Below are 25,458 nucleotides of genomic sequence, written 5' to 3'. Positions count from 1 at the left end.
GCCATCATTGCGGTCCCCCCGTGCTTCCGCCGCCAGGCGTTACCCCGCTGTGCGTATGGCTTAAAAGCGATATCGCGCCCGCCAATACATCCGCTATACTGCGGATAATCCCCGTAACGGTAAGCGTTCCGCTCATCGTTACCGCCGGAGTGTTAAATTGTACTTCCTGGGAAGCGTTTACCGTTAATTTGCCTGTCGTTATTGTGATATCTTCCTGCCCCATACTGATTTTGTTATTCCCTGCTAATGTTTGGAAAACCGCACGCCCGGCATCCTCAGCGGAGACGGAAACAGTCTGCATGGCGTCCGGCAGGAAAAAAGCGTCTTCCTGGGCGTGCATGCGCAGCGTATTAAGCGGCATTACACTCCGCGCGCTTTTAAAGTTGGAGATGTCCCTGTCGCAGAATATCAGCCAGCCGCTGTCCCCTTTTGTTAAAGGCAAATTTACCGCATATCCGCCGCCGCCGCAAAAACGTACCGGAACGTCATAAATTAAGGACTGTTCCTGTGCGGAACCATCCGATTTTTGGCTCATAAAAGCCGGGCGCACAACGGCGCGGCAAAGCGTACGGTCGTAACTCTCCACCAAGGCCGGCGCGGCCACATAAAGGCCCGTTTTCAGCTTTTTAAATAAAAAATCCGTTCTTCCCGCTTCGCTTTCTTTATCCGCCGGATTGTAAGCGGGTTTGGTAGCCGTGTTAGCCATATTTAAACCTCGCGCATTTGAGTTTGGTGTACCACTCATTTCCCCGGAACTCCCCTTCATGGGTCAACGCATAAGGATAATACAACCCGTTTATGCTAGGGATGCGGCTGCTTCTTACTTCCAGGGCTTCCCCTAATTTTATAGAAGGGTCCAGCAGGGTCGTGCATTCCAGGCCAATCGGCCCGGGGCACGGTATGCCCACAAGCCCGCTTGCCTCGGTCAGCAGACGGACCGTTTTTCCGGCTTTTAGTTCGGGCTCCGCGTCGTCCAAAAACAAAACATCATCTTCTACGTAAAAAACCCCACAGCCCAAATCATTCAGTTTTTTTATGCTGCCCGACAATCCGCCGGTATAGCAGAAATTATCCAGCCGCTTTTGTGCCGTCTCTTCTTTGCACAGGCATCTGAAAGACAGGCCCTGCATTTGGGCCAAATGAGCCCCCAACTGGCGTACGGAAACCGGCCCGTGTACGGTAAAAGACTCCGTTTTTAAATTGTTAAAATATCCGCCGATGGCCTCACACTCCAGCCATACGTCCGGAGGCTGGGTAGGTACGGCGCGCAAAATATCCCCGGCAAAAAGCATTGCGTTATTATTTTCATACCCCGCAAACAGGCGGATTTTCTTTTGTTTCTGTATTTCAATCCAGGGAGACATATACGTCGTTAAATAAGCGATGTCTTCCCCCGCCAGGTTGCAAACCGATATTTTGGCCTGCCCGCGTATTTGACCGCGGTATTTGGGGATGGAAAAACGCACGTTCACGCCCTGCAAACTCTTGGCGTTACGCCCTTGCTCGTCCGGCCGCACCGCTTCAAATTCCACGCGGCAGTAGCGTTTAGGCAGCTGCGGCATCGGATACCTCCTGCGGCGTCAAGTAATACAAGGCGCAGCCTTTTTCAAAAGTTTGATACGTCGGATAATCATCCGAAGCGCCTATAAAAACAAAGTTGCCAAGGCGCGCCAAATAAGCATAGGGGATTACAGGCTGGTTGGCAAAACAAGGCAGAGCCTTTGCCAAAACGGCGCCGTCTGCTGTTATATCCATCAGACAAATACCGCCTATGTCCCGTACCGTCAGTTCAAAGGAATGCTCGTTCAGACTAACGGTCAGCTTTTGGGCCGGTTCATTGGTTAAATCTATTTTCTGGGCCATATCATACCCCTATTGCCTTAAAAAACTTATAAAACACATTCTCCCCGGATTTTCGGATGTCCTCCAAAATGCTCGTTTCTTTGGCTTGTTTAATGCCGGAATTGACGGTAGAAGCGTTTTTTGGCGCTTTTACTTTGTCTTTTGTGAGTTTTACGTATTGCGGGGCTACCACCAGCACTTCTTCCAAATCCAGCGTAAAAACCAGCCTGTCCGCCGTTTTTGCGTCCGTCAGATGCGGCTTGTTAACAATAACCATATTGTTATAAACGCCGCTTACATCATGCACGGACAAGAAAGTGCTTTGCGAGAAATACTTGTCTATTTCTTTAATGACAATGTCCTGGTAGTAGGCCGGCATAGCCAGCGTAAGCGTACACTTTTTGGGCAGAATTACTTTGTGGTCCGTAATCAGCACGCCCGACTCCACCGGGTGGGTGCAGAGTTTGGAAGGGTCCGAAAAATCCGCTTTTATAATGATAGCGGAGCGGGACAAATACTCCCCGGCCTCTTTACCGTAAGACAGTTTATTGTTAAAAATATTGCCCACAAACACTTCCTGCGGATTATCAGGGTCCTGCGTCCACACGGACACCTTCTTTTTATGTTTCCACAGCCCGTAAGCGTTCAGCCCAATGTTCACGAGCGAAAACCCCTTTACCGCGGTTGTAAGTTTGGATAAATCCATCGCCATAATATTACGCCTCCTGCCCGGAAACCATGCTCTCAAACGCGTCTGAACGCGCCGCACCCAGCAATTGCGCGCCGTCCCGCACGGGGTTTTGCGAGCCGTTCACCGTAAGCTGGTAGCTGTTGTTTTGGCTGCTGGTCCGATTTATGGTATCCCCCACACTGCCCGCGGCCACGGCCGCCAGCGGGTTTTGGTCCGCCTGGGCTAAAATGTCCGCCCCCCGGGATACCGCGCCGTCATCCGCAGTATCCGGACGGACAAGCACTTTGACCCACTCCGGTATGGCGTCCCACAAACCGCCCAAGAGCGCGCGGGCCAGCTTAATGGGGTTCAGCCACGCCGTCAGCCATTCCCAAACGCTTTTTAAATCGTTTACAAAATCGTCCGCCAGGTACCGCCCTATTTCCACCAGTAAATTCCACAGCGGCTCCAAAGCGCTCTGTCCGCCTTCGGCAAAAGTCATAAAATCGTCATACAAAAGCACCAACGCCGCGCCGATGGCCAGTATGGGCAGCATAACCGCCAAAATGGGGGCGAGCCACGCCCAGGTGGCCGCCGTAAGCGCCACGATGGAATTTAACGCTGCGCCCGCCAAAATACCCGTAATTACCAGCAGGCCGGCCTTGATGGCGTCGCCGTGTTCGGAAATATAATCCATCCCGGCGGTGGCCGATTCGGTTACGTTTTGCAAAGCGGGCAGCAGCCAGCGGCTTATTTCCGCCCAAACGCTCTGCACGGACAGCTTAAAATCCCGCCAGGCGCGTTCCATATCCCGCGCGCGCTGTAAATCCTCCGGCGTGAACACCTGCCGATTAGCGGCCCGCGCCAGTTCCGCGTCAAACGCGGCCACACCCTCCTGAAGCAGGCGGATTGTGGCTTCGTCCAGGCCGATACGCCGCCCCAAATCCAGCTGGGCCCCGGCGTCCAGCTTTTCCATAGTGGCGGCCACGTTGCGCAATAGTTCGTTGCCTTCCGCCAGGCCGCCGTTCCTGCCCTGCAAATTAAGCCCGTACATAACGGCCGCGTCCTGCAAGGGGGCGGACTGACCGAACTTTAAAGCCTGCACTTGGCTTGCCAGTCCGGCCATCATCCCGGCCGCCCCCTCACGGCTTCCGCCATAACGTTCGTTGGCTATGGCGAGTTTTTGGAAAGCGTCCGCCGCCATATTGGCGGATTTGGCCATAAAAAGCAGTTGCTCTCCCTGCGCGGCAAAATTCAAAGTCTGATGTAAAACCACGCCCAACGCCAAAAGCGGCGCAACCGCCCCGGCAACCTCTTTTTTAAGCAGGGTAAACTGGTTTGCCGCGGTTTGCGCGCGTTTCCCCGCCGCCTGCGTTTCCCGCCCGGATTTGGCTATGCTTTTGCCCGTTTTGTCCGCCGTGCCTTCCAGCCTCTCGGACGCGGCGTCCATCCGGCGGATATCCTTTAAAACGGTTTCTCCGCCCTCGGTTTCAAAAACAAACATGAATTGGTTTAAAATGCTCATCAGTTTTTCCTTTTAGCCTGCTGCCGGGCGTATTTGGCCAGTTTCCACTCGTTATATTTGCCCACGGCAACCGTTTCCCATATCTGCATGGCTTCCTGCAGGGTGTAGACGGTTTTTAATTCTTGGAGCGTGGCTTTGCCGCTGGCAATGATTTCGCCAATAAATCCGTCAATATTTCGGTAACCTTGGATTTGGCAAGGGCTCCTAAACTCTGAAAGAAATCCGAGGCCTTGCCATTCTGAAAAAAAGAACAGTTATACCTCATCATCTCCCATTCCAGCTTTGTAAGCGTTTCCCAGTCCGGCACGTGGTTGTCCACTAGCGCCTTGCTGGTCAGGCGCATAGCGCCGCCGTCCGCCGTGATGCGCGCCGCAAAGGACACCAGTTTTAGCATTACTTCTTCGCTGGCGGCGTAATTGCCCACCTTGGGGATATTGGACGTACTGTACTTGTACACCACTTCCCGCGCCGCCGTGCAGGGCAGCTTGCTGATGATAAAGCGCGCGCCGTTTATTTCTATTTCTTTTGGTTCCAAAAACCCGCTCATAGTGTCAGTCATGGGCGCACTCCTTAAATGACGTTCTCAAAATGGAACGTATATTCCCGACTCGGCCGGCGGGCGTTAGACGTAACGGACGAAAGAACCGCCCCGTCTTTAATTACGCCGTTTACACACAGTTTCTTTCTGCCGTCCGGGTACATAATGGTCAAAGTGATAATATCTTTGACGGATGCCTTATTTTTGGCCACGCGGTTGTTTTCCAGCAGCAGGGAGAGGTTTTTGTCGTCTTCGCTGCCATCAACCACGCCGAATTTTACCGGCACCACATTGGGCGTGCCCCAAAACACCATATCTCCGTTTACGCCCATGGCGGTATCGTTGATGTTGACGGTGTCGGAGGACACGGCGTCCTTATCGTCGGCAAAGATAGAAAGCCAAATCCCGACAGGGAATGTGTGGCTTGCCTGCAAAAACGCTTTAATGCCGGTTCCGCTTACGTTTTCCATTGTTTACTCTCCTTAAATTAAAATATGCGAACCTTCCACCTTGCGGATTTGGTCGCCCTTGCTGTAAATGTAGGTGTACTGCAGAACATACTGCATCGTGCCCGAAATACTCTTTTGCACAATCTTGCGCACCATATAGTCGCCCTGCGTCTGCACCTGCTGCCACGCGTCTGCGTCCCCGGTCAGTTGGGTGATATACACTTTCTGCGTATCGGTAAGCGTTTTACCCACGGACACGGTTCCGTTGTTTTTGGCCGCTTCGCGCACGGGCTGGCTGATAGTGTCAAAAATAGTCAGTCCGTCCTCTCCGGCAGGCCATTTGTTCAGCCCCAGCTGGGTATTGAGCACGGCGGTGATGAATTTATCTTTCAGCCACACTTCGTTCATGTAGACGCCCTGGTCTTCCACGGCCCCCTGCATAAACCCCGGCTGGTAAAAAGAAATCCCCAATCCGGCCTGCTGGGTCCGCCCGATAAAGTTTACTTTCAGCGGCACCAGTTTGTCATACGTGGCGTCGTCCGTAACGGACGGGGCGACGGTGTCGTCTTTTTGGTAGTCATACCCCGGAGCGCCGTTTACGGCGTTATAGTCCGCACTGGCGGCAACGGCCGCCGGAAGAATATGCGGCAAGGAGTTGTCGGCATACGCGTCGTACACCAGACATACGCCGCTGTAACCGGAAACGGCCGCCTGTACCTGCGCGTAATTTTCCGGCTCTACGCGCACCAGAAACTGATACTGCATATTCTGGGCGTGGGTATATTGGGCGGCCTCGGTAATCTGTTCGGCGGTCAGTTCGGGCAGAAAACTTAAAGAACCGAAATTGTTGGACAGATTCAGCGTTTTGGACAACAGTTCCGAAACGCTTTGCGCGTCCGTCCCCTGCGAGACAATCGGCTGGCTTCCCGCGCTCCATCCCAGCATTCCCGTGATATCGGTGCCGGAGGCCGCGGCAGAAGGCGCCACAATAATGGCATCACCCGCTGTGCCGCCGGTAAGCACAAAGACGTTTTCGGACGGGTCATAAGCCACCGTGGCCGCTGTCCACAATTCCCCGCCGTCCGCATTGGCGCGGATTTTGGTTTCAATGGCGGAAGCCACCGTGGCGTAATCGGGCGCGGTGGAAAAATCCAAGCCCGTAATTTCATAAGTAAGCCCGCCCATGGAGAGCGAGAAAGAGCCATCGCTGATGTCTTTAAAATCTCCCAGCGCCGCCGCTTTAACCGTACCGCGTACAAACGGGGCAAGCGCAGAAAGCGTACTGCGGTAAAAACTGATTTTCTGCGGCCTGCGCACAGCTTTGGATACGAACCCGAAGTATTTGGAAGCCGCGGCATATTCTTCCCCGGAGGTTCCGAAATACGCTCCCACCGCGTCCAATCCTTCAAACTCAAGCACCGTATCCGCCGCCACCTTGGCATTGGCGGTAACCAAGCGCAAAATAAGTTCTTTTTCCGTCGCCGCGCTTGCTCCGCCCACGCCGGAGGTAATTTCCACATATTTGCTTTGGCTGATATTGCCTTGCATTTGCATTGTTTATACTCCTTTTACTCCTTGAATTTCCAGCGCGTCCAGCGCGGGTACTTCTTTTTCCGTCGTATTGATGTAAGAAATTTTCATCTGTAAAAACGGGTTAAATTCAAAAACGTCATTTTCATCGGTAAATTCCGGCTCCTCTACGGTGCGGATTTTCTCGGCTAAAGCGTATCCTTTGTCTTTCAGCGCGCGGGAGCCGAACGGGCCCGTAAAATAATCCGCCAGAATAATAATCACATCGCTCGCCAGTACCTGTTCCGGACGCCCCGGGACGCGGGAACAAAGCGCGTCTATTTGAAGCGTGAGCTCCATATACTGCTTGGTTTGCAAAGTAAGCGCGGAATCAGACGGGATGTATTTCTGCCCCTGCGCGCCGTATAAGGCCGGGCGAATCCGGTGCATAACCAGCACCGGGCGCGGCCAGTTTCCTTTTACGGGCGCAAAGTTCTGCCGCACCGTCCAGCCGCTTACGCCGCAAAATGCCAGTGCGTTTTCCAGTATTTCCTTAAAGTCGGTCCATATTTGGTTTGTCCGCTTTATCATACAAGCCCCTGTGCAAAATGCTGTTGGTGTTGCGGCGCCTGAACTGCCACTACCTGATTCCAGCCGTTATATTCGTTCCAGGGCGTGGTTTTATATACCGTCCATACCTTACCCTCAAAAACAAGTAAATCCGGCCCGTTTTGCCCGTCCAGCGCGCGGACCTTTTCTTCCGTCCATACGTTGCGCACGTTCTGCTCATAGTTAAGGCCGATTTTTTCGTACGTATCCTGTTGCACGTCCTGTATACTGCCGGTGCACTCTATAGGTTCGGCGTAACTGTCCACCGCCAGGCCCGTCGGGTCAGCCGTGCGCCCGGTCCATTTAAGCAGCCAAAAACGCTGCCGTCCAATCGGCCCCAGCGCCATGCCGAGCAAATTCCACGGTATCGTCATTTCCCGCCCTCCGTAATCACCCGGATTTCACGAAACAGCTGGTTCTTCTGGCTTTCCAGCGGGTGGTTAAAACCCTTGCGCATAGCCGTCAATGCGGTGTTGCGCGGCGGCTGCCCCGCGGCAATTTCTTCCTGGATGTCCGCCCGTACGCGCGCGCCCAATGCCTGCATGGCGGAAAGCGGGTCCGTCCGCCCCGCGGCCATTCTGCGCCCCATTTCCGCTGAAAAATCTTTCCAGGCGCCGGAATGGTTTTCTTTTGTATGAAGCATTAAAAAACGCGCCGGTATGCGGGTGGGCTTTGTAACCCCGAGCCCCGCTATTTTGCCGCTTTTGCGGGGCTTGTTGCGTTGGGCTACTTTTACGCGCCCCGCGCCGGACGATTGCGCCCGCATGGCTTTTTGGCCCAGGGCAGAGTCTTTACGCAAGAAAGTCAAATAGCCTTTGTTATCCACCATATACGGCTGCCCGCCTTTAAGCTGCGCGCCGTATTCCTGGATAAAAGCTATTTTGGCCAAATCCCCCTGCCAGCCCACTTTTACGCTGGTTTTTTTAAGCGTTTGGAGCAGGTTTTTCATAGCCTGGATATTGACCGTTCTTTTTATGCGCATAGTGTTTTACCTGAGCACCGTTTCGTAACTGCCGCCTACATACACGCCGCCGGTGCCAAAAAGGTCCAAAAGCCGCATCAGTTCCGCACCGTATCCTGTCAGGTTCAGCCAGTATTCGCGCTGGTCCCGGTTGGGAGGAAGCACCAAAGAGACGGAGACATTTCCTACAGCAGAAGAAGCTACGGCACCCACAGCCCCGGTATTTCCTCCCTGCGCCATACGTTCACGCAAAATAAGCAAATGGGCGGCCATTAAGCAAATGGCCTGCACGCGGCAGCTATCCTTTAACAGGCAGCCGTTTTGCACGCTTACATAGCATTCCGCCGTATCAATAATCCCCTGCAACATGTCATCGGGGTATTTTGTGGCATCGGAAAATGCCGGCAGACGCTGGCGGAAAATGGCCGGGGTTACCGTAACTTCGCTCATACTTATTTACCCGCTTTGGTGCTGGGGGCTCTTTTACCCGCTTTTTTAAAGTCTTTCGGGGTCAGCTGGGCGGAGCCGTCTTTTTCCTTCAAATCAGCCGCCGCTTTTTTGGCTTCTTTTTCGCTTTCCACGTCGGATTCGGATTTAGAAACATACACATACCCCGCTTTCACGTGCGCCGCAAACTGCGGGCATTGTTTTAAAACTTCATACTGTGCGGGAGTGATTTGCGTAAAAACGCCCCCATCCGCCGATTGTAAAGTGCGCCGGTCCGTTACGTTGGCGCCGCCTTTAATCAGCACGAAGCCTTTTACGGCGTAGCCGCCGCCGGGAACGGATTTATAAACCGTATATTTCTGGTCGTTAGAAAGTTTGCTTACTACCGTAATCATAAATTTCTCCTTAAAATGCGGAGGGGATGCGCTCCGCTTTAGACTTAAATGCCGCTGTAGCGGACAATGCCGATAGGCTGCACCACAAACACGCCCGCCGTGGCGTTGGCATACTGTTCCTGGTACTTTTTCCCCATCGGGAATACGCCCATCAGGCGCAGTACGTCCTGCGTAAGCTGCATAACCACCGGAGACCCGTTGATTTCTTCGGCGCAGAGGTAAAAAACGTCCTGGTCGCCGTTCACGCCGTCCAGCCATTGGGAAGGAACAATCTCCAGGCCGGGGAAAGTTTCTTTAAGCCACTGGCGTACGGACTTGGTGCCGAACTCGTTGGTTTTATCCAGCCACTGGATGGCGGAGGCAGACACAAAGGCCCGCATGCGGTCTTTGTTCGGGTCCACGTTCAAGCCGGACTGGTCGCGCAAGGTTTTTGCGGCCAAAAGCCAGTCATCCTGGATTTGCAGGAAAGTTTTGTTTTCCCACTTGGTAATTGGCGCCTCATCCGTACCCACGTTCGCCACCGTTTCATAGGCAGGCAGGTTCGGGTCGTTGGTGATACCGTAGGTTTTATTGAGCCCTTCGGCAAAGCCGTAGAATCCTACCAGGTTGCGCTCCACTTCCAGCCCGATTTGCACCGCGTCGCGTTTAAGCTGCGCGGCATTGAGGCGTGCGCGGCCCGCCTGTTCTTCTTCCAGTTTGCCCACTTCCAGGTCCAGCTCGTAACGCACGATGTCGCGCGCTTCGTAATTGGTATTGAAGTCGGCCAATGCGCCCTGGGCTCTGTCGGCGTAGCCGCGGGGCTTACCCGTCAGCTCCACCACCTGTTGCACCACTTGCGCGTCGGCAAAACTGCCCGCCTGCTCGCGCCCTACCAAAAGGTCAATGTCGCGGCGGACGGTAGCAAGCGTGATGGATTTGGGCATCCAGTACTGCAGAAACTGTACCGGCGTCATAGCGGACGGCGCGGTAATCATATCCGGCGCGGCGTCCATAGCGGCAGACTGGCCGTTGGCGGCCATCAACGCCGCCAAAGCGTCCGGCTCTGCGGAAACGCCAATCGCGGCCAGCGTGGATAAAGTAACGTCTTTATCCTGCGCAAAGCGCACTCCGGGGCGGAAATCGCCCGGTTTCAAAGAAAAGTTAATTTTCGTAGGTTGCATTCTTGAGTTCTCCTATTACTCCCCGGCAGCCGCGGCGGGTTCATCCGCATAATCGTTCAGCTGCAAAATAGCGGTGCCTTTGGCGGCCGCGTCAACAAACACAAACTTCGCGCCCGGGATAAAAGCATACCCCGCACCCGCGGAGGAAGAACCGGCGGCCACGCCGCTGATTTCGCCCGTGGTGGTGTTATACACCGGCAGGGAAGAATCGTGCGTTACGGCCGCGCTGACTTTAACCAAAATCCGGCCGAAAGACGCTACGGGCAGCATGGTGCCGGCCGGTACGGAAACGGACGGCGTAAGGCCGCCATACAGCGGCACGCTGTGGGTATCCACAAAAATACCCAAAAACTTGCCGGTTCCGCCCACTTTGGCGGCCGCCCCGTCCACCGTGCACGCCAGGCCAAAAGCCGGCAGCACAGTGTCGTTCGCCTTGGACACAAACGTGCTCACGCGGCGAGGGGAAACGTCATAGAAATTCCCGGGAACGCCCAGGGCAAGTTCTTTATTTACGGTTTTCTGAAAAGGCATACTTATTTACCCTCCTTAAATTCGGTCAGGACCTTATCTTCCCCCGCGGGGGCGCTGTCCTGCGCGGCGCGAAACGTAATACGAGTCTGGGAGGGGCGGTAAGCGTCCAAATACCCTTTCAAGTATTCCAAAGCGTTGTCCATAGCCACTTTTTTGCCCAGCTTTTTGCACGCGTAAACCGCAACTTCTTTTTCGGTCATAGCGGCACTGTCAAACGCGCCGATAATAGGCGTAAGGCGGCTGACCAGTTCGGTTTTGCGGCCCATACGTTCCAACAAGGCTTTTTCCATCGCATCCATAGACAGGGCCGCGTCCTGCGCGTTCCCCTCGGGCTTTTTGTTTTTGTCGTCTTTGGGGGCTTCTTCGTCGGCCGCTTTGTCTTTGGGCTTTTCTTCCGGCTTTTTGGCCGGGTCTTCGTCTTTGGGGCAAGCGTCGTTCGCGCCCGTTTCGCTGGGTTTATAGGCCAGCTTTTCGGCGAGTTTAGAGACGGTTTCCACCTTTTCTTCTTCCCCGCCCTTAAATTCGCTGACGGGTTTGGCGGAAATGGCCATAATCTCGCGGATAATTTCTCTCTTGTCCATTTCATTCTCCTTTTCGGGGGCGGCGTCTTTACCGCCAACCCCGTTAGTTTTACTGCTTAAATCTTCCTCTATAAAGAGGTTCATGCCGTCGCTGGCGCTTTCCAGCATTTCGGATATGCTCATTTCGGATAGTTTTTTCATATTGAAATTTTCCTCATTATCAGCTATACTATTAGTAGCCTTTCCATCGCCCCTGCTTTGACGTGGGCCAGCGGTGGAAAGGTTTTTTTCTTTCCAACCGTCTACATCCTCGTTAAAGTTATAAAACCTATTTCCCTGTTTATCTTCTCCTACCAAAACAGATGTGTTGTATTTTTTCTCTTTAAATTGAACGACGTGATTTAAACGATGGAATTTAACAATTCCGTCTTCGCGCGGGTGTTTAAGAGCTTCTTCCCCCGCATACTTCCCACTTTCAATCATGTTTAACAGGGCCGGGACAAATTTTAATTTATTCTCATTACCGCTAGAAGAAATAACTTTATTAATCCCTTTACGACTAAACAGCACCTTTCCCAATTCCGGGTGTTCTACGCTCTTTCCCTGTAAATGGGTTTTGTAATAGTCCACCGCCTTTTGGCGCAGTTCTTTAATGTCTTTGTAGTCCCCCAGCTCCTGTCCCGTTATTTTAACCACGCCGGGGGTACCGTTTGCCTCGCTCTTGGCGGCAGGTTCCGCGCTTTGGCTCCCCCCGTGCCCTTTCGGCGCAAATTGGCCGTTTTCCGGGTTGTGGTTGGGGTTTTCGTCCTGCGTCCAGGGGACCGTAATGTCCATAGCGTCGCACACAAACTGGCGGTTGTTTTTGGGTAACGCTTCCGCGCTGTCCATCACACGCACATCGGAGCCGCTGCGCCCCTTTTCCACCAAAGCTATATGATTGCCCCGGATGTTCTTTTGCACAAAATCATAATGCTGGCCGCGCCAGAGGCCCGCTTCGGGCACAAAATCGCAAAAATACCCGGCGGAAAGTTCTTTCTTGCCGCTGTTTACTTCGTCTTTGATACGCTCGGAAAATAGTTTAATGTCATTGACGATTTTGTCTCCCTCACGTTTGGCCGCTTCCCCGGTGGTGCCGTCCATTCCTTTTTCTTCCGCCGGGACAAAGCCTTCTTCCCTGCGCCCCAGCAACGTGCGCGGATGGCCGATAAGAAGCGGAATGAGATTAAAAGACTTCACCGTTTCTTCCGCAAACAGTTCGGCCTCCGGGCGCAAAACGTGATAAATACGCCCCGGTTCCAAATCCGGCGAAATCTGACGGCCCAAATACGGGAATATGCCCGCCTTGGTTATCGGGTTGTTTTTTATCAGCCAAAATTTGCTTGAGTCCAATTCTTTTGCCATACTTGCTCCGTTATAAAATCTGTTGTTTGTCGCTCATTACCAGCACGGGCCGCTTAATACACTGGCAGTAAGGTAAATCGCCGGGAAAGCCGCGCACGGGCCCGCGGGCCGTTCCGCGCGGGGTTTTGGGCGTGTAACCCTCGTCTATCACCGGCGGGTCGTCAAAAGAAAATATCCCGTGGTTCAGCCCCCCGTTCTTTACGTCCTTATGGTGCAGGGGACGCGGGTGCATACCGCCCCCGGTTGCCACCCATTCAAAATGCGTAATCCCGGCGGCCTTCATATGTTGCCGGGACAAACTTTCAAAAGCCTTTTGGCTCTGGTCGCGCGCTATGAGTTCTGCCCGCCGCTGTGCTACGCGCCCGGTGTAAGCTAAAACCTTTTCTATTTCGTCCGCGCTTTTACCTTGGGCTATATTGCGGAACACCGCACCCGCAATGTCTTTAAAATACTGGTTGGGAATACTGGTAATATAATTTACGTTGTCGTAAATCTCGGCTTTCAGCACCGCGGCTAATGCCTGGCTGACTGTTTGCCCTTTTACCTCAAACCCAGCCCAGGCCGCCTGGTTAAGCATACCTTTCACGCTTTCTTTGGCGCTGTTACGCGCGTACGCGTCCGTCCGGGCTACAAACCGCTCCGCCAGTTGTTGGGATTTCTGCGCAAATTCCCGTTCTGTTTCTTTTTGAAGCTGGCGCAGGACTGCTTCCGTACGGCTGGAAAGATTGGCGTCCATGGCGCCGGGGATTACCTGGTCTTCATATTTGCCGTATACGTTAAGCAGGCGGCGCTTTACTTTATCCGCCATATCGCGCGTAAGCGCCAGCAGGGCCGCGCGATACCACGCCCGTATGCCGGCGTTGGGACGCACAGCTTTGCCATAAACGATATTTTTATTCCGCGCGTTCATAAAACCCCTTGAAAACCAAGCCCTTTTTCGCTATACTATAGGTAATCAGTATCCTGACAGCAGAAAGTCGCCCCATGCTGCAGTAAAATGGAGGGGACCGGATTAAAGCTCCGGATGGCGTCCTCCCGGGATACTGATTTTTTTATGGCTTTCTCTGCTTAAAACCAGTTATTACCCATCTTAAATCTTCCCCATTATAATCAGGGGCCACTACAATAACTACACGGTTGTGCCAAATTTCATATTTGCCTTCTTTGTTCTTGCTTAATTGTCCTTTTTCTACAATTTCAGTTAAATTGTCCAATATATCTTTAGGTAAATACCGTCCTTCCTCTTGTCGGCGTTTAATAAGATGAGCTAATCCCTTCTCTTCATCGCCCCACACCAGGTCAATGTCGCCAATATCTTCGCGCGTAAAAGCGGCTTTGACGTACCCCTGCTTCTCTTGCAGGAGTTTTTCCACGGCGGCCTGCCCCTTTACCCCCGTGTATTCTTTCCCTAAAAACTCTTTCAGCGGCTTGGGTTGATTAGACTTAACAGGCTTAGATTTATCCTCAGGGTTAGATTCAGGACTGCTTCCCGTACCAAACTGTCCATTTTCTTTACGCGGGTGTTTGCTCTCGTCCCATTCGTCTTTGGCAGACGCCGCGCCGCCAGTGGGATTTCCGCCGTTTTGCGGGTTTTCCGGGCCTTTTTCCCGTTTCGGGTCCAGCAGGCCGTCCAGGTCCGGCAGTTCTTCCTGCGGCGGCTCTTTGGAGAGTTGACTGAAACCGCCCCCCTTATCGTTTATCAGGTTCTCGCGCGCTTCTTCCGCGCTGATGATACCGTCATTCATCAAGGCGGACAGCCGCTGCGCCTGCTGCAACTGCGTGGCGGCCCGTTCGGCTTCCGTAGGCGTGTCTATCGGTTCAAAAATAACAGAAATAGGTCTGGCGCAGTCAAACTCGCTCTTTAACGTAAGGGCGGTTCCCTTTTCCACAAATTCCCGGTAAGCCGTTTCCTGGTACGTTTTCAGCGTCTGGGCATAGGTCCGGCGTTCGTATTCCCCGGTGCTCTGAAACCCTTTAGGGGAAGTGCCTAGCAGCCTGTCAGACGGCAAAGAAGCCACCGCCGCCACCAACTGGTACTGCGTCCAGACGTTATTGTCCAAATCGGCCAGGTTGGTGTCTAACTGGGTTACGGTTTCCTGCGGGTTTTTGTAATACACCCCGCGGTTGTTGCGGCTGCGCCACACCATATTGGCTTTGGCGCCAAAGACGTCCGGCCGCGCCATCATGTCCGCTATATTCGCGTCCGCCACCAGCATGCGTTTAGTCAATGCCAGTTCCGGCACTTCGTTGGCCGTCTTTTCGGCGGCGTAAACGCGCTCGTAAATCATTTGAGTTAAGGGAATGCCGCCAAAGTAATACGAGGGTTTCAAAATATCCGGCACTTCCACGAAGGGTTTGACGCACAGGCGGCTGATGTGTATGCGCTTTCCGCCTACCGTGTAATATTGCGGGCGGTAAAAATGCGAAGTTCCGGGCGTCATGCCGTCCCCGTTCCATTCCGGGAACGCCCAGTAAGGCTCCACGATATTAATGCCCTTAAAAGTGCCCGGTTTCACGCCGTCTATGTTAAGCGGCGTGGCGGGGTCTTCGCCTTCAATTTCAAAATAAGCGAGCGCCTGCCCGTAAATGGAGCGGTTAACGCCAAAACGAAGGGCGGCTTCGGACAGCTTAAATTTCTGGTTGCTTACTTCCACCACTTTACGCAGCAGTTCTGATTTGTCGTCTTCTCCTTCGGGGGCTTCCCCGCTCCACTCCACCGTCCAGCCGGGGGCAAGAGCGTCCTCGTTGGGTAAGCGGCAAGCGCGGTTTATCAGCCAGTGCTGAGACAGCATGGAACACAGTTGCCAGCCAATAAAACCGTGTTTGGCAAAAAACGTATAAATAATGGCATTGGCCACGCCGTCCATACCGAACATATTGCGCGCCGAGAGCTGACAATCATCGGCGCCGCAGTCCATCGCGTAGGGCCTGCCGGAAGCCGGCTGTATGCAAAATGATTCCGGCCCGCGCTGAAAAGACAGTTTCAAAAGTCTTTGCGCGTCCTGCGCGGTAAGCATACTCTCGGCCGAGCCGGCGGGATACTGTGCGACGTTAATGCTCTGCCGGCCGTGCGTAACATCCGCCTCCAGCACCACAGGCGCTTCCTCTTTGGGGGCCAGATAGGGCTTCAAATAAGCGGCAGCGGTTTTAAGCATGTTTTGTTTAATTTTTTGGAACATATATCCCTTTGTCCTCATCCAGTGCATAACTGGTTGCGTCTATCGTATGGTTGTTTTTGTCCGGCGGGCGGTTCTTCCATTCGCCGTTTCTGTCTTTTTCCATCTCATAGCCCGAAAACTCCCGCCAGGTGTTGGGGGCCCGGTCCGGGTCAATAAAAATGTTGTCCATCCCCTGCAAAAACTTGATGCCGAACATGACGCTTTTGTTGTTTTTAAAACATCCGGAAATATAAATACCGGCTTCCCAATACTCCTGAATACTTTTCTGTTCCGCGCTGTCCGCTATGATATAGCGATTTAAATCCGCCTTTTCTTTTACCAAGGGGATAGATTTGGGATTAGTTAAACCCCATTGATAAATTTCGTCAAAAATATAAATACTGCGCCGCGTTTTGTCGTAATGAAGTTTAACGAAGGCAAACGCGTCATTGACCAATCCCCAGTCTATGCCCTGCCGTATATTGCTGAACTGCGCTATCATCTCGTCCGACATTTTGAGTGTACGCGCATTGGGGAATATCGCGCCCCCCGTGCCCGTTACTTCACCCAGAAACACGTGGCGGTACAGCATTTCGTTCACTTTCTTTTGGTGCGCAGCTTCCCGCAGGAAAGCGTCCCCCAGCCAGGCGCTCGGAACGTCCAAATAACTGCTGCTGGTTACCAGTCTGTCCGCCTGCGGCGTATTGGCAGCACGGTTGACCCAGCTGCTTACCTGCGGGGGCGGGTTATAGGAATAAAAATAAATAAACGGCTTATTTCCTCCGCCGCGCATAACCGAAAGCAACACATTCTGCACCTCTTCCGGCCCCGCAAATTCCGCCAATTCTTCAAACCAGGCCAGCTTAAAATATCCCCGCGCTGTTTTTAGCGATTTGATTTTAAGCGGGTCATCCACGCCGCGGAACAGTATTTTCTGCCGGGTAGGCAGATAAGTCATTTCCAGCGGCGCCACGGAACACTTAAACCAGGCTTCCATCCCCAACTGCTGTATGGCCCATTTGACCTGTTCATACACGCTGTTGCGCAAGGTGTCGCCTACTTTGCGGAAGATAATGGCGTTAGCCTCCGGGTCCTGCATCAAAAGCAAAATGAGAAAGAGTGAAATGGCAGAACTCTTCGTACTGCTTCTTCCCCCCTTAAACCAGTAGTGCGTATGCGCGCCGGCTTTAATATCCCGCCAAACGGGCCAAAACACGGGGGCGATTAAATCACTTAACCGAACGTTTGCCACGCTTTGCTCCTTGCTTGGCAATGTCGTCTACAATAACGGGTACGGATAAATTGGCGTCCAAAACGTCTTTGGGTTTTTCCCCAATGGTGTCGCGCACGAACACGGCCGCCTGGGTGTCCCCGCTGATGGCTTTAATAATCTGCCCGTATGCCAAGGCGCGGTCCGCGGGCATTTTTTCTGTGGCAAAGGGAGTTTTTACCTCTGTTCCCAGCAAGTCCAGCAGGATTTGCCGCATAGTGGCGCGGCGGGCCCTGCTTTTGCCGGAAGCGATACCCCCTTTTTTGCCCTTTTCCCTCGCTTCGCCCACGCTTCGGATAGGTTTTAAGTTGCTTTTACCGCTCATTGTTCCAGCTCCGTTTTGATTAAATAAATGTCGCGCAGGCGTTTTTCGTCAATATCGCCCAGCGCGTTCAAAATACCCGCTTTATAAGGCGTTTGCGCGGGCAACGCGGAGTAATACTCGCACGCTTGCTGTAACAGGTTGGATACGGCATTTTCCAATTGCATGCAGGTATGAAGCATTGCTTGAGTATTGGAAACAGAAGGGTTTTCGGATAGGGCCCGGATATAGGCAAGTGCGTCTTTAAAGGTACTTTCAGCGTCTGCAATAGATAAATCGTTTGTGGCGCCGATGGATAATTCTTTTAAGCGGTCAATGTCATCCGATATACCTGAGTAGATTCGGTCCGTAAGCAGGTGGGTGGAATAGGCTTTCCCGCGGGAAGACCAATGAGTTTGCAGGATATACTGACGCAGGGCGGTTAAGGCATCGCAAATTTGTTTGAGCATAAAAAAAGACCCTTTCCTCTGGTTTTTCAGGGAAAGAGCCTTTAAAATAAAAAACTGTTCGTAAAAGGCTGTTATCCTTTTAGCTGAACAGTTTGCCCAATCATAGTATAAGTGAAAAAATGAAATTTGTCAACAAAAATCCCCGCGCGCGGCGGGGATAGGAAATTATTTTAAGTATGTTTCTTGCCAACGGGATATCCTAGATGTTCCGGGTCATTAAACATCACATAGAAGATATTATCCTCTCTGTATCCCCAAACTCTATGAGTTCCATCCAAGCGAATTTGATACAAAGTTTCTGGGCCATTTTCTCCAAACAATTCAATGATTCTACTTATCAAGCCCTTACTTAAACGACTTGTATCCATGTAATGACAGCTTTCTTTTGCTGTTATTTCAGCCCATTTCATAGTTGCATAATTATCCAATTTAGGCTTGATGGACCTAATAAATTGTGGAATACGTTTTACACAAAATCCATAGTAAGGATGTTCCCAATCCACCTTATCACATCTAAAAGCCCAAATAAACTTATTATCCAATGGTTTCAAAAAAGACCGGGGAGCTTTTACGGCTGTCCCCGGCGTATATGTAAAACGTACTGATTTATTTTTCTTTTTTCCCATTATTTCCCAATACTGCTGTAATATTCATGCATAGCTGCTATTGTTATCTCAGCTGTGCAATTACCAGATACGGGACACAAGGAATTAGCCGCTTTCCAAGGTTCTTCTCGGTGTGTCATATCACTTAATTCTTGTGCTGTATATTTACCATATCCTTTTAATACAGCATCAATAGAACTCTTTTCTTCGCTAGATAATTTATTGGCAGCCAATTTATTTAACACCTCATCAACATTCACAATAAACTGGCCTTTATGCCATTTGTATAATTCGGGAGACACAGGGCCTTTTCCCCAAGCTTCTATCTTATTAGAAAATAATGGCTTTTCTTCCCATACCAAATGCCACGCCTGCGAATAATAACATAATTTTTGCAGTTTCATGGCAGTAATGGGGCCTATTTTTTTTAATATATATTTAGCCACATCAAAAATATTTGCCATAATAGTCTCCGTTTTTTATGACAACAAATCCCGGTTACTTCGCAAAGCAAGCGGGAGAATAAAAATTTCTATAATTTCCGTACTATACAATACTTCCTTAAATATATTATAGGGGTTTTATAAGGACTTGACAAGTCCAAAATGGATTAGGAAAGAAAAAGGAAGATGATAGCTAATTATGATGTATTATACCAAATATTGTTAGCAAAGTAAATATTTATCCCTTTAATCCCAATAAAAAAGTGCCCATTTTGTGGGCACAAGAAAGTTAATGTATTGGGCACTTTTTCCCCTTAGCGGAATAATGCTCCGAGGGAAAACGAAAAACTGTGTCTAAGTTTTTGCAAAAAAAACTGCAATGTACTAAAATTAAATCAGTATAGTCTGCTTACTTTGGACGGTATCAGACTATACTGTTATTCCGTTTGTGCGGGGATTTTTATGTCCCTGCACGGAAATTTTTTACCGTCCAAATTATTTCATTTGCTACATAAATATATTAGTAATAAATGTAGCATTTGTCAAGCGTTCTTTTTTACGACGGAGAAAATATGAAAATAGAAGATTTTTTCAAAGAAATAAATAATGGAAAATTACGCGGAGCCCAGGCAAAAATGGCTCGCGATTTACATACGTCTACAGCCACCACAAACCGTTATTTTTCAGGAGAACAGGTTCCATCTGAACAAGCCATAAAAGACTTGGCGCATATTTATAAAAAATCAGAAGAAGAGATAAAGGAAATTTTTAATGTTTATGAAAAAGAAAAACCTATCCAGCATAATGTTAAAAACAAAGATTGCCAAATCCAGCAGATTATAGGCAATTTTGAAGCAGAACTCATTAAAGAGAAATTAAAGAGTTTGGAAGCGAAATTAGACCTTCTTATTCAGCTGGCTAAGGAGGGGAAATAATATGAAGAAGATATGGGGAACTATAACTGGTCGTGTCAGACCTATTCCGGAGTGGGTTAAAAATTCTGTTTTTATCTTAATCTCGTTTGGATTTTTGATTGCTATAATTGTGCTAGTAATAGAGAAGGAATATGACAAATTAGTGACAGTATGTAGCTTGTTTATTGCTCTATGCGCCTCTAATATCTTTAATGTTAGAGCAGAAATAGAAAGGGATAAAATTTTTTCTGATTTAGAATTTGAACGATATAGAAAGACTCTTTCTTTGGACAAAAAACACGCCTCTTATTATGTTTTAATGAAAAAATTTATTAAAGAAAAAAACGTGGCACTAAAGTTGGCCGAAAAAACAAATTTAAACCGAGTTGACTTTGATAATTTACAACAAAGTATTGCGAATATCAAAGAAATCATAGAAACCGAAGATTTGTATATTTCTTCTACGGTGAAAAGCTACTATAATGAGTTTTTATCACGGTACGATGCCTTTTTGTCATCTAAAAAAATACCAGATGAAGAAACAGAAATCAAGGTAAACAGAAAGTATGCACAAGAATTGGTAGAGATTTATAATAACATTCAAGGAGCTATAAAAGAAGAATTGGGCATAATGGAACATTCCAACCCAAAGTATCCATCAAGAGTTGCTGTTAGGGGGGAATCTATGTCTATTAACCAAAATATAGAAACAAGAGAACCTGACAAAAAAGCAAATAAATAACTATCCACTCACTCGGGGGATAAAAAAACCAGGCACAGGATGCCTGGTTATTTTTATAAAGAAATCCCCGGGTGTGCCGGGGATTAATGTTTAAGATATTGCCTAAGTAAATTTTTGATATTCTGGGGCGTAAACTGTGAATCTATCGCGCCTTGCTGTATCTGTTTTAACAAGCTTTCCGACACACTTGGTTTAGCAATCATTTCCCGTTTTTTTAATTTATCCTCTAAATAATTTAAAGGCAATATTTGCATTTCGGGAAAATTAAAATAAGATACGGGCTGAGTTAAACATTCATACTCCGCATCATTAATGGGAAGAGAGGGGTCTTTACAGCGGGAAGTGATATCTCCTACTATCGCATTTCCGCTTTTGGTAATTGCCAAAACGACAACCCAAAAATGTTTTTTAGGTTCATTAGCAGACAAGAGCGCCAAAAATACATCCCCTGTATTCATTGGAAAAACCGCTCTACTTGGGCTTGTTCAGCCAATCCCATTATGATTTCTTTTTGTTCTTCTGGAGTTTTTCCGCAATCATCTAAAATAACACTCAAATCAATCGGCAATCGGTTACCTCTTCCGGGGTCTTTCCACTCGGGCAAATTTCTATGACACCATTCTACCAAGTCCCAGATATTCATAGTCCCAAACCGAGTATAAATTTTCTGTGCTAATCCTAACTCATATTCGGATAAATATTCTTCCATTTCGGTATGATTGTTGGGGGTCAAAGAAACGCTATAATCAGCCGGCGGCGCAATATGCTTATTCCATAATGTAGGTTCTTGAGGTTCTTCATTAATCAAATCAGCTGTATGACTTAAAAAAGGACCATAGGGGAGTGAATAAAAATCATCATTAGTTACAAACTGCCCCATTTCGCACAAGCTCGCACGGTCAACCAAATACATCAGCTTGATTAACTTCATCTTGTTCATAGTTCCGCCGGCTAATCGTAATAAATACGTAGCCAAGCCAGTCGCTTTTTTTTCATTAAAATTAGGTTTTATCATATTTTCCCCATCATTTCTATTATATCAATTATTCAAAAAGCCTATCTTCTTATTATTGTTAGTTTAGTTCCTAATTGTCAATATGACAAGTCATTTATTAATTAAAACGGAGGTTATTTATGTATTTAAGAGGCAATATTTACTATACGGACTTTTACACCCGCGCTGGGAAACGTGAGCGGATTTCCTTAAAAACCAGCGATGATAAGGCCGCCCGAAAATTAGAAAAAAGGCTTGTTAAACTGTTTGAGGACCAGCAACCGGGAAGCCAGGAAATAATACTTTGGAATAGCTTTAAAAAGTGGTATTTGGGCTTCCTAAAAGACAACCGTTCCCCCGCCACGCTCTACATACATAAACTGGCTATCAAACGACTGGAAGCCTATAAGAAGCCCCATTTGCTCCGGGAAGTTACAGCGGATTTACTGCTGGGATTTAAGGCTTACCTGAAGAAACTGGCAAACCAACATCATAATAAACCTGGGCCGGCCGGCAGAAACCGAATAATTAAGGCGCTTAAAAGTATGATGAAGACGGCGGAAAAGCTGGGGAAGATAGAACGACTGGAAAAATGGGATATTGTGCAGGCCGAAAAAGGCGAGACAAAAAACCGTATTGTTTGGCACTCCATGGAGGAGTTGCGCCAAATAGCGGGCGTTTTAAACGGGGATTTATATACGGCCTTTATGCTGGGATGGGAAGAGGGCCTGCGGCGCGGGGAAATGGTGTTTTTGTATAAATCGGACTATAACCCGCGCAACCATACTATAACTATTACTTCAAAGTCCGAATGGGCCCCAAAAACAAAGAAATCAGCCCGGACTATTCCACTTCGGCCCGATACGGAAAAAGCAATACAGGACAGCATAGCCAATAATCCGCATAGTATATATATCATTAATTGTCCAGGTAACAGAAATGCTCCCACTTACTTGAGCTATGAGTACCGCCGTACAGTTAAACAGTTTCTCCCCCACCTGCACAGCTTTTTGCATAAACTCCGGCACACTTATGGAACTATGCTTATTAAAAATGGAGCCCATATTAAAACCGTATCTGATTTAATGGGGCATTCCAACGTCTTACAGACCGAAAAGTACATCCACCTCAACGTTTCCGACTTTGCTTCCGCAACCGCGTTACTTCCCTCACTCGGAAAATAGACACACAAATCCTATCTCTCGTCCATGCATTATTCCGCTAAGGGGAAAAAATTGTCAAAGAGCATTAAGCACTAACAGTTAATTTTGTTAGTAAACCGCATGGGCAGCGGCGCTCAACTAAAAAACACAATTTGGAAACGGGGAAAGCAATTTCCCTTTTAGTTGAGCACCGCAAACGAATGGCATCCGCCGCTCTGCCCAGAGTTAATCGTTTGCGGTTTTTATTTTACAAAAAAAGAGAAAGATATGAGCAAATACATAGTTGTGAATGGAAAAATACAAAACGTAAAAGTATTAGCCAAGGACGGAAAAATGGCTTGGGTTAAATGCCCTGGTTGCACTTGGTATATAACCGACGAAAAATTGGTCATACCTGCGGACCAAATTTATAACTCATATACTAAGGCTTTAATTTATAAACGCGAGCAAGAAATATCCTTCTTTAAATCAAAATTGGAGACCCTACAAAAACTGGTGGAGAGGAATCTGTGTGAAGTAAGGCATCTTTTTGGAGTTAGCCCCCATGCCGATTAAACTGGACGAAATCAGCAAGAAGCATTATTTCATGCACCCGGGGTTAGGGGAGGTGGTGTTTACCAAAAACGCCACCGCACAGCTTATAGGCTGTACGCTCTCCAACCTGCTAAAAATACGCGGCAAAAACGGTTTAAACCCTTTAAAAAGCCGCTGGCACCGCGCAACGGTGTACGCACAGAGCGACATTGAAGCATACCTGGCACGGAGAGAGGTCAACTAATGAAACAGTTTATCACGCTTTTACAGCACCCCGAACGGATGAGCGACGTGTCGTGCGCCGTTACCCTGTTATCCGTTTACACGTTTTTGGCCCTTATGTTTGTGTGGGCGATTTAGGAGGAAAGTATGGAACTTAATCAAAAAGTACAGCTTTTAAAAGCCAAACGGGCAAACATCCTGGGCCGAGCCAAACGGGAAACGGCCAAGCTGGAGCGGGAGTTTAGAACCCAGCAGAACGGCAAAAAGCCGCTTATGGAGCAGATAAAGAGTTTTAGCGGCCGCTTCTACGCCAAAGTGGGCCCGCTGTTAAAACAGGCCAAAGAATACCAAACGGCCATTGAGCTTTTGAAATAGGAGGCAGAAGATGTTTATCAATATCAAAGACAACGGAAAACTCGTCGCCAGTATCAAAGACATAAGCATCGTAGCGGTGTTTAGAGACCACAGCCATACAAACATACTACTGTTGAGTGAGACACAACCCCTTTTATGTGGGCAAACCGACGACGAGTTTAAGGCACTTGTAGCAGAACTTAAACAAGCGAATTAGTAGCAGGAATGTGAAGGGCCTCTCTCCCGGTGGAGTTAAAAAGAGCCGGGCTAAATTTTTTGGGAACGTATCTTAACTGGTAAAGCGAGTTTGTACTTGCGGGTTCGAATCCCGCCGTTCCCACCTTTAAATTTTCATTGTAAGGAATAGAGCGGGCCCCGAGTTACCACTCTTTAAACAACCAACAACCGAAACGCCTTACAATACGCGACACTTTTAGTTTGGGCCAATAGTGGGGGCAACGTCTTAGGGCTGACGACCTCCGACCGTGAAGTTTTATAACCCAATACCCAAACTTTAACCCGTGAATCTATTTGATTACGGGAAGACGCGGCGGGATAGTAATTTTAAAAAATTATTTTTCCCTGTTCCCTTGGTTTCCGGCTCTCGCCGATGTTCACGGGATATAAAGCCCCCTTTTAAACAGTTATTTATACGGTTATTTTTATGCAGTTCTTTAACAATTTACGCGCCTGTAGCTCAATTGGTTAGAGCGCCCCGCTCATAACGGGTAGGTTCTGGGTTCAAGTCCCAGCAGGCGCAAGATTTCCCGGGTATCAGGTCCCGGGCCCGGCGGGGGTCTCCTACAACCGAACAGCCAGCCGCCGGGAATGGATTAAACTGACCCGCAAAACTATACGACATCACGCTATGGCGGGTATTGAGTAAGTACGTTGGGCACAATGCGCATAATTGTGTCAGGCAAGGGTCTTGTTAATACCTCATAAAGCCGTGGCCCGGACGGTGCCGATTACCGGGCAGATTTTAGGGTGGTCTAAACCCTGCGGGCCAACCACGGGAGGGCTTAAAAACCCTCCCCCCGCAAGAATTTAACGCGCGCAGCGCGAAATAACGAGCCCCATCCGTTCTGGGTAAAAAACGGGCCGGACAGCGTGGCAAAATCTCGCTGGTTGTTCTTTACGAAGCAGTAAGTATGGCTTAATGCTTGACGGGTGGACACAGTGGCAGGCCCGGAAGAGTGAGCAGGCGGCCCGCCCCCAATAATCCTAGTATTGCGGGGCCTAAAAACAAAGGAAAGGTCTTACACGGGGGCGGTAATCTGCTCCGCCCCCTATTTCGGAGGAAGTATGAGTAAAAACATTATTGGTTTATTGGAAGAAATACAGGCCGTAGCTGAAAAAGCGGAACAAGAATTAAACCAGGCCAGAAAAGTGGATTTTAAAGAAATTTTCAAACCCTTCTAAGAGGAATTATGAAAAAATACGAAATTTTAAAAAACGAATATATTATCGTGCCTGACGGCGAAAAGGTTTTCCGCGTCCAAGCGTTAGTTCCTTTTGCTGATGTCGGCGCTGGCGAAAAGGGCGGATACATCCAAAAAGAAGAAAACTTAAGCCAATGCGGCGCCGCGTGGGTGTCTGGCGACGCGTGGGTGTCTGGCGACGCGCGGGTGTATGGCGACGCGCGGGTGTCTGGCGCCGCGTGGGTGTATGGCGCCGCGCGGGTGTATGGCGCCGCGTGGGTGTCTGGCGACGCGTGGGTGTCTGGCGAC

31 protein-coding genes, 2 tRNA genes and 1 pseudogene are annotated in these 25,458 nt (G+C 49.5%); 9 read left to right on the top strand and 25 right to left on the bottom strand.

All coding sequences use genetic code 11. The annotated features are described in order from the left end of the window. Positions 1–4: 4 nt before the first annotated feature. From ACQY36_RS03540 to ACQY36_RS03430, 23 genes are all read right to left on the bottom strand, one after another. Positions 5–706, bottom strand: a complete 702-nt coding sequence (locus ACQY36_RS03540) for a Gp138 family membrane-puncturing spike protein (protein ID WP_428077784.1) — start codon at positions 704–706, stop codon at positions 5–7. Continuing rightward, positions 699–1,562 carry a baseplate hub protein gene (locus tag ACQY36_RS03535; protein ID WP_428077782.1) on the bottom strand — a complete coding sequence of 288 codons (864 nt, stop codon included), beginning with the start codon at positions 1,560–1,562 and terminating at the stop codon, positions 699–701. Before ACQY36_RS03535 ends, ACQY36_RS03540 begins: the two co-directional genes overlap by 8 nt. Next, on the bottom strand, positions 1,546–1,863 hold the full coding sequence (locus ACQY36_RS03530; protein ID WP_428077781.1) for a phage baseplate plug family protein: 318 nt from the start codon (positions 1,861–1,863) through the stop codon (positions 1,546–1,548). Before ACQY36_RS03530 ends, ACQY36_RS03535 begins: the two co-directional genes overlap by 17 nt. Position 1,864: 1 nt before the next feature. Then, a complete protein-coding gene (locus tag ACQY36_RS03525; RefSeq protein WP_428077779.1) occupies positions 1,865–2,554 on the bottom strand; it encodes a phage baseplate protein in 690 nt (229 codons plus the stop codon). 4 nt (positions 2,555–2,558) lie between these two features. Continuing rightward, positions 2,559–4,037, bottom strand: coding sequence for a hypothetical protein (locus ACQY36_RS03520; protein ID WP_428077777.1), 1,479 nt, complete (start codon positions 4,035–4,037; stop codon positions 2,559–2,561). Between the two features lie 115 nt (positions 4,038–4,152). Further along, entirely contained in the window at positions 4,153–4,596 is a 444-nt protein-coding gene (locus ACQY36_RS03515) for a hypothetical protein (protein ID WP_428077775.1), read from the bottom strand. Positions 4,597–4,607: 11 nt separating this feature from the next. Further along, complete coding sequence (locus tag ACQY36_RS03510) at positions 4,608–5,045, bottom strand: phage tail fiber protein (RefSeq protein ID WP_428077773.1); 438 nt, start codon at positions 5,043–5,045, stop codon at positions 4,608–4,610. A 12-nt stretch (positions 5,046–5,057) separates the two neighbouring features. After that, positions 5,058–6,578 (bottom strand): DUF3383 family protein, encoded by a 1,521-nt coding sequence (locus tag ACQY36_RS03505; protein WP_428077771.1) that lies wholly within the window; start codon positions 6,576–6,578, stop codon positions 5,058–5,060. Positions 6,579–6,581: 3 nt separating this feature from the next. Beyond that, the gene (locus ACQY36_RS03500; RefSeq protein ID WP_428077769.1) at positions 6,582–7,124 is read right to left on the bottom strand and encodes a phage gateway protein; all 543 of its coding nucleotides are present in this window, start codon (positions 7,122–7,124) and stop codon (positions 6,582–6,584) included. Then, a complete protein-coding gene (locus tag ACQY36_RS03495) occupies positions 7,121–7,516 on the bottom strand; it encodes a phage collar protein (RefSeq protein WP_428077767.1) in 396 nt (131 codons plus the stop codon). The genes ACQY36_RS03500 and ACQY36_RS03495 overlap by 4 nt, the downstream gene beginning before the upstream one ends. After that, positions 7,513–8,124 (bottom strand): hypothetical protein, encoded by a 612-nt coding sequence (locus ACQY36_RS03490; protein ID WP_428077765.1) that lies wholly within the window; start codon positions 8,122–8,124, stop codon positions 7,513–7,515. The genes ACQY36_RS03495 and ACQY36_RS03490 overlap by 4 nt, the downstream gene beginning before the upstream one ends. 6 nt (positions 8,125–8,130) lie before the next feature. Continuing rightward, on the bottom strand, positions 8,131–8,553 hold the full coding sequence (locus tag ACQY36_RS03485; protein WP_428077763.1) for a DUF4054 domain-containing protein: 423 nt from the start codon (positions 8,551–8,553) through the stop codon (positions 8,131–8,133). A 2-nt stretch (positions 8,554–8,555) separates the two neighbouring features. Next, a complete protein-coding gene (locus tag ACQY36_RS03480) occupies positions 8,556–8,945 on the bottom strand; it encodes a hypothetical protein (protein ID WP_428077761.1) in 390 nt (129 codons plus the stop codon). A 44-nt stretch (positions 8,946–8,989) separates the two neighbouring features. Continuing rightward, entirely contained in the window at positions 8,990–10,105 is a 1,116-nt protein-coding gene (locus tag ACQY36_RS03475) for a hypothetical protein (protein WP_428077759.1), read from the bottom strand. Between the two features lie 15 nt (positions 10,106–10,120). Continuing rightward, complete coding sequence (locus ACQY36_RS03470; RefSeq protein ID WP_428077757.1) at positions 10,121–10,636, bottom strand: structural cement protein Gp24; 516 nt, start codon at positions 10,634–10,636, stop codon at positions 10,121–10,123. Between the two features lie 2 nt (positions 10,637–10,638). Then, on the bottom strand, positions 10,639–12,558 hold the full coding sequence (locus ACQY36_RS03465; protein WP_428077755.1) for a DUF2213 domain-containing protein: 1,920 nt from the start codon (positions 12,556–12,558) through the stop codon (positions 10,639–10,641). Positions 12,559–12,568: 10 nt separating this feature from the next. Next, a complete protein-coding gene (locus ACQY36_RS03460; protein WP_428077753.1) occupies positions 12,569–13,468 on the bottom strand; it encodes a phage minor head protein in 900 nt (299 codons plus the stop codon). 142 nt (positions 13,469–13,610) lie between these two features. Then, the gene (locus ACQY36_RS03455; protein ID WP_428077751.1) at positions 13,611–15,713 is read right to left on the bottom strand and encodes an anti-CBASS protein Acb1 family protein; all 2,103 of its coding nucleotides are present in this window, start codon (positions 15,711–15,713) and stop codon (positions 13,611–13,613) included. A 7-nt stretch (positions 15,714–15,720) separates the two neighbouring features. Then, positions 15,721–16,968 (bottom strand): PBSX family phage terminase large subunit, encoded by a 1,248-nt coding sequence (locus ACQY36_RS03450; RefSeq protein WP_428077749.1) that lies wholly within the window; start codon positions 16,966–16,968, stop codon positions 15,721–15,723. Next, positions 16,946–17,311, bottom strand: a complete 366-nt coding sequence (locus tag ACQY36_RS03445) for a hypothetical protein (RefSeq protein WP_428077747.1) — start codon at positions 17,309–17,311, stop codon at positions 16,946–16,948. Before ACQY36_RS03445 ends, ACQY36_RS03450 begins: the two co-directional genes overlap by 23 nt. Further along, positions 17,308–17,757: a hypothetical protein gene (locus tag ACQY36_RS03440; protein WP_428077745.1), complete on the bottom strand. Its 450-nt coding sequence runs from the start codon at positions 17,755–17,757 to the stop codon at positions 17,308–17,310. The genes ACQY36_RS03445 and ACQY36_RS03440 overlap by 4 nt, the downstream gene beginning before the upstream one ends. A 170-nt stretch (positions 17,758–17,927) precedes the next feature. Continuing rightward, a complete protein-coding gene (locus tag ACQY36_RS03435) occupies positions 17,928–18,383 on the bottom strand; it encodes a hypothetical protein (RefSeq protein ID WP_428077743.1) in 456 nt (151 codons plus the stop codon). After that, positions 18,383–18,826 carry a Panacea domain-containing protein gene (locus ACQY36_RS03430; protein WP_428077741.1) on the bottom strand — a complete coding sequence of 148 codons (444 nt, stop codon included), beginning with the start codon at positions 18,824–18,826 and terminating at the stop codon, positions 18,383–18,385. Before ACQY36_RS03430 ends, ACQY36_RS03435 begins: the two co-directional genes overlap by 1 nt. A gap of 551 nt (positions 18,827–19,377) precedes the next feature. Between ACQY36_RS03430 and ACQY36_RS03425 the strand changes: the two genes are divergently transcribed. Together ACQY36_RS03425 and ACQY36_RS03420 are read left to right on the top strand one after the other, a co-directional pair. Next, on the top strand, positions 19,378–19,740 hold the full coding sequence (locus ACQY36_RS03425) for a hypothetical protein (protein WP_428077739.1): 363 nt from the start codon (positions 19,378–19,380) through the stop codon (positions 19,738–19,740). Position 19,741: 1 nt separating this feature from the next. Then, a complete protein-coding gene (locus tag ACQY36_RS03420; protein ID WP_428077737.1) occupies positions 19,742–20,461 on the top strand; it encodes a hypothetical protein in 720 nt (239 codons plus the stop codon). A gap of 83 nt (positions 20,462–20,544) precedes the next feature. Here ACQY36_RS03420 and ACQY36_RS03415 read toward each other — a convergent pair whose 3' ends face one another. Both ACQY36_RS03415 and ACQY36_RS03410 read right to left on the bottom strand, forming a co-directional pair. Beyond that, a complete protein-coding gene (locus ACQY36_RS03415; RefSeq protein ID WP_428077735.1) occupies positions 20,545–20,919 on the bottom strand; it encodes a hypothetical protein in 375 nt (124 codons plus the stop codon). Beyond that, positions 20,916–21,476, bottom strand: a complete 561-nt coding sequence (locus ACQY36_RS03410; protein ID WP_428077733.1) for a Panacea domain-containing protein — start codon at positions 21,474–21,476, stop codon at positions 20,916–20,918. Before ACQY36_RS03410 ends, ACQY36_RS03415 begins: the two co-directional genes overlap by 4 nt. Before the next feature lie 119 nt (positions 21,477–21,595). Here ACQY36_RS03410 and ACQY36_RS03405 point away from each other — a divergent pair, with 119 nt between their 5' ends. The 7 genes and pseudogenes from ACQY36_RS03405 to ACQY36_RS03375 form a co-directional block, all read left to right on the top strand. Further along, positions 21,596–22,639 carry a tyrosine-type recombinase/integrase gene (locus ACQY36_RS03405; protein WP_428077731.1) on the top strand — a complete coding sequence of 348 codons (1,044 nt, stop codon included), beginning with the start codon at positions 21,596–21,598 and terminating at the stop codon, positions 22,637–22,639. Between the two features lie 246 nt (positions 22,640–22,885). Next, positions 22,886–23,173: a hypothetical protein gene (locus tag ACQY36_RS03400; RefSeq protein WP_428077729.1), complete on the top strand. Its 288-nt coding sequence runs from the start codon at positions 22,886–22,888 to the stop codon at positions 23,171–23,173. Next, the gene (locus tag ACQY36_RS03395) at positions 23,163–23,396 is read left to right on the top strand and encodes a hypothetical protein (RefSeq protein ID WP_428077727.1); all 234 of its coding nucleotides are present in this window, start codon (positions 23,163–23,165) and stop codon (positions 23,394–23,396) included. The genes ACQY36_RS03400 and ACQY36_RS03395 overlap by 11 nt, the downstream gene beginning before the upstream one ends. 125 nt (positions 23,397–23,521) lie before the next feature. After that, positions 23,522–23,749, top strand: coding sequence for a hypothetical protein (locus ACQY36_RS03390; RefSeq protein ID WP_428077725.1), 228 nt, complete (start codon positions 23,522–23,524; stop codon positions 23,747–23,749). 257 nt (positions 23,750–24,006) lie between these two features. Then, positions 24,007–24,068 (top strand) — tRNA-OTHER (locus ACQY36_RS03385). Between the two features lie 346 nt (positions 24,069–24,414). After that, positions 24,415–24,488 (top strand) — tRNA-Ile (locus ACQY36_RS03380). Positions 24,489–25,158: 670 nt separating this feature from the next. Then, positions 25,159–25,458: pseudogene (locus ACQY36_RS03375) on the top strand (hypothetical protein); the annotation flags it as partial.

Source organism: Candidatus Avelusimicrobium alvi (assembly GCF_958451995.1).
In the GTDB taxonomy this organism is placed as follows: Bacteria; Elusimicrobiota; Elusimicrobia; order Elusimicrobiales; family Elusimicrobiaceae; genus Avelusimicrobium; species Avelusimicrobium alvi.
Note: the sequence above shows the minus strand (reverse complement) of the source record. Positions and strands in the feature narration are given on the sequence as shown.

Coding starts and splice junctions, on each gene's coding strand:
- ACQY36_RS03410 (WP_428077733.1), bottom strand. CDS start 21,476: ATGATAAAACCTAATTTTAATGAAAAAAAAGCGACTGGCTTGGCTACG.
- ACQY36_RS03405 (WP_428077731.1), top strand. CDS start 21,596: ATGTATTTAAGAGGCAATATTTACTATACGGACTTTTACACCCGCGCT.
- ACQY36_RS03420 (WP_428077737.1), top strand. CDS start 19,742: ATGAAGAAGATATGGGGAACTATAACTGGTCGTGTCAGACCTATTCCG.
- ACQY36_RS03440 (WP_428077745.1), bottom strand. CDS start 17,757: ATGCTCAAACAAATTTGCGATGCCTTAACCGCCCTGCGTCAGTATATC.
- ACQY36_RS03530 (WP_428077781.1), bottom strand. CDS start 1,863: ATGGCCCAGAAAATAGATTTAACCAATGAACCGGCCCAAAAGCTGACC.
- ACQY36_RS03390 (WP_428077725.1), top strand. CDS start 23,522: ATGGAACTTAATCAAAAAGTACAGCTTTTAAAAGCCAAACGGGCAAAC.
- ACQY36_RS03395 (WP_428077727.1), top strand. CDS start 23,163: ATGCCGATTAAACTGGACGAAATCAGCAAGAAGCATTATTTCATGCAC.
- ACQY36_RS03480 (WP_428077761.1), bottom strand. CDS start 8,945: ATGATTACGGTAGTAAGCAAACTTTCTAACGACCAGAAATATACGGTT.
- ACQY36_RS03525 (WP_428077779.1), bottom strand. CDS start 2,554: ATGGCGATGGATTTATCCAAACTTACAACCGCGGTAAAGGGGTTTTCG.
- ACQY36_RS03460 (WP_428077753.1), bottom strand. CDS start 13,468: ATGAACGCGCGGAATAAAAATATCGTTTATGGCAAAGCTGTGCGTCCC.
- ACQY36_RS03515 (WP_428077775.1), bottom strand. CDS start 4,596: ATGACTGACACTATGAGCGGGTTTTTGGAACCAAAAGAAATAGAAATA.
- ACQY36_RS03500 (WP_428077769.1), bottom strand. CDS start 7,124: ATGATAAAGCGGACAAACCAAATATGGACCGACTTTAAGGAAATACTG.
- ACQY36_RS03490 (WP_428077765.1), bottom strand. CDS start 8,124: ATGCGCATAAAAAGAACGGTCAATATCCAGGCTATGAAAAACCTGCTC.
- ACQY36_RS03430 (WP_428077741.1), bottom strand. CDS start 18,826: ATGGCAAATATTTTTGATGTGGCTAAATATATATTAAAAAAAATAGGC.
- ACQY36_RS03510 (WP_428077773.1), bottom strand. CDS start 5,045: ATGGAAAACGTAAGCGGAACCGGCATTAAAGCGTTTTTGCAGGCAAGC.
- ACQY36_RS03520 (WP_428077777.1), bottom strand. CDS start 4,037: ATGAGCATTTTAAACCAATTCATGTTTGTTTTTGAAACCGAGGGCGGA.
- ACQY36_RS03415 (WP_428077735.1), bottom strand. CDS start 20,919: ATGAATACAGGGGATGTATTTTTGGCGCTCTTGTCTGCTAATGAACCT.
- ACQY36_RS03535 (WP_428077782.1), bottom strand. CDS start 1,562: ATGCCGCAGCTGCCTAAACGCTACTGCCGCGTGGAATTTGAAGCGGTG.
- ACQY36_RS03455 (WP_428077751.1), bottom strand. CDS start 15,713: ATGCTTAAAACCGCTGCCGCTTATTTGAAGCCCTATCTGGCCCCCAAA.
- ACQY36_RS03485 (WP_428077763.1), bottom strand. CDS start 8,553: ATGAGCGAAGTTACGGTAACCCCGGCCATTTTCCGCCAGCGTCTGCCG.
- ACQY36_RS03540 (WP_428077784.1), bottom strand. CDS start 706: ATGGCTAACACGGCTACCAAACCCGCTTACAATCCGGCGGATAAAGAA.
- ACQY36_RS03425 (WP_428077739.1), top strand. CDS start 19,378: ATGAAAATAGAAGATTTTTTCAAAGAAATAAATAATGGAAAATTACGC.
- ACQY36_RS03505 (WP_428077771.1), bottom strand. CDS start 6,578: ATGCAAATGCAAGGCAATATCAGCCAAAGCAAATATGTGGAAATTACC.
- ACQY36_RS03470 (WP_428077757.1), bottom strand. CDS start 10,636: ATGCCTTTTCAGAAAACCGTAAATAAAGAACTTGCCCTGGGCGTTCCC.
- ACQY36_RS03435 (WP_428077743.1), bottom strand. CDS start 18,383: ATGGGAAAAAAGAAAAATAAATCAGTACGTTTTACATATACGCCGGGG.
- ACQY36_RS03400 (WP_428077729.1), top strand. CDS start 22,886: ATGAGCAAATACATAGTTGTGAATGGAAAAATACAAAACGTAAAAGTA.
- ACQY36_RS03465 (WP_428077755.1), bottom strand. CDS start 12,558: ATGGCAAAAGAATTGGACTCAAGCAAATTTTGGCTGATAAAAAACAAC.
- ACQY36_RS03495 (WP_428077767.1), bottom strand. CDS start 7,516: ATGACGATACCGTGGAATTTGCTCGGCATGGCGCTGGGGCCGATTGGA.
- ACQY36_RS03445 (WP_428077747.1), bottom strand. CDS start 17,311: ATGAGCGGTAAAAGCAACTTAAAACCTATCCGAAGCGTGGGCGAAGCG.
- ACQY36_RS03475 (WP_428077759.1), bottom strand. CDS start 10,105: ATGCAACCTACGAAAATTAACTTTTCTTTGAAACCGGGCGATTTCCGC.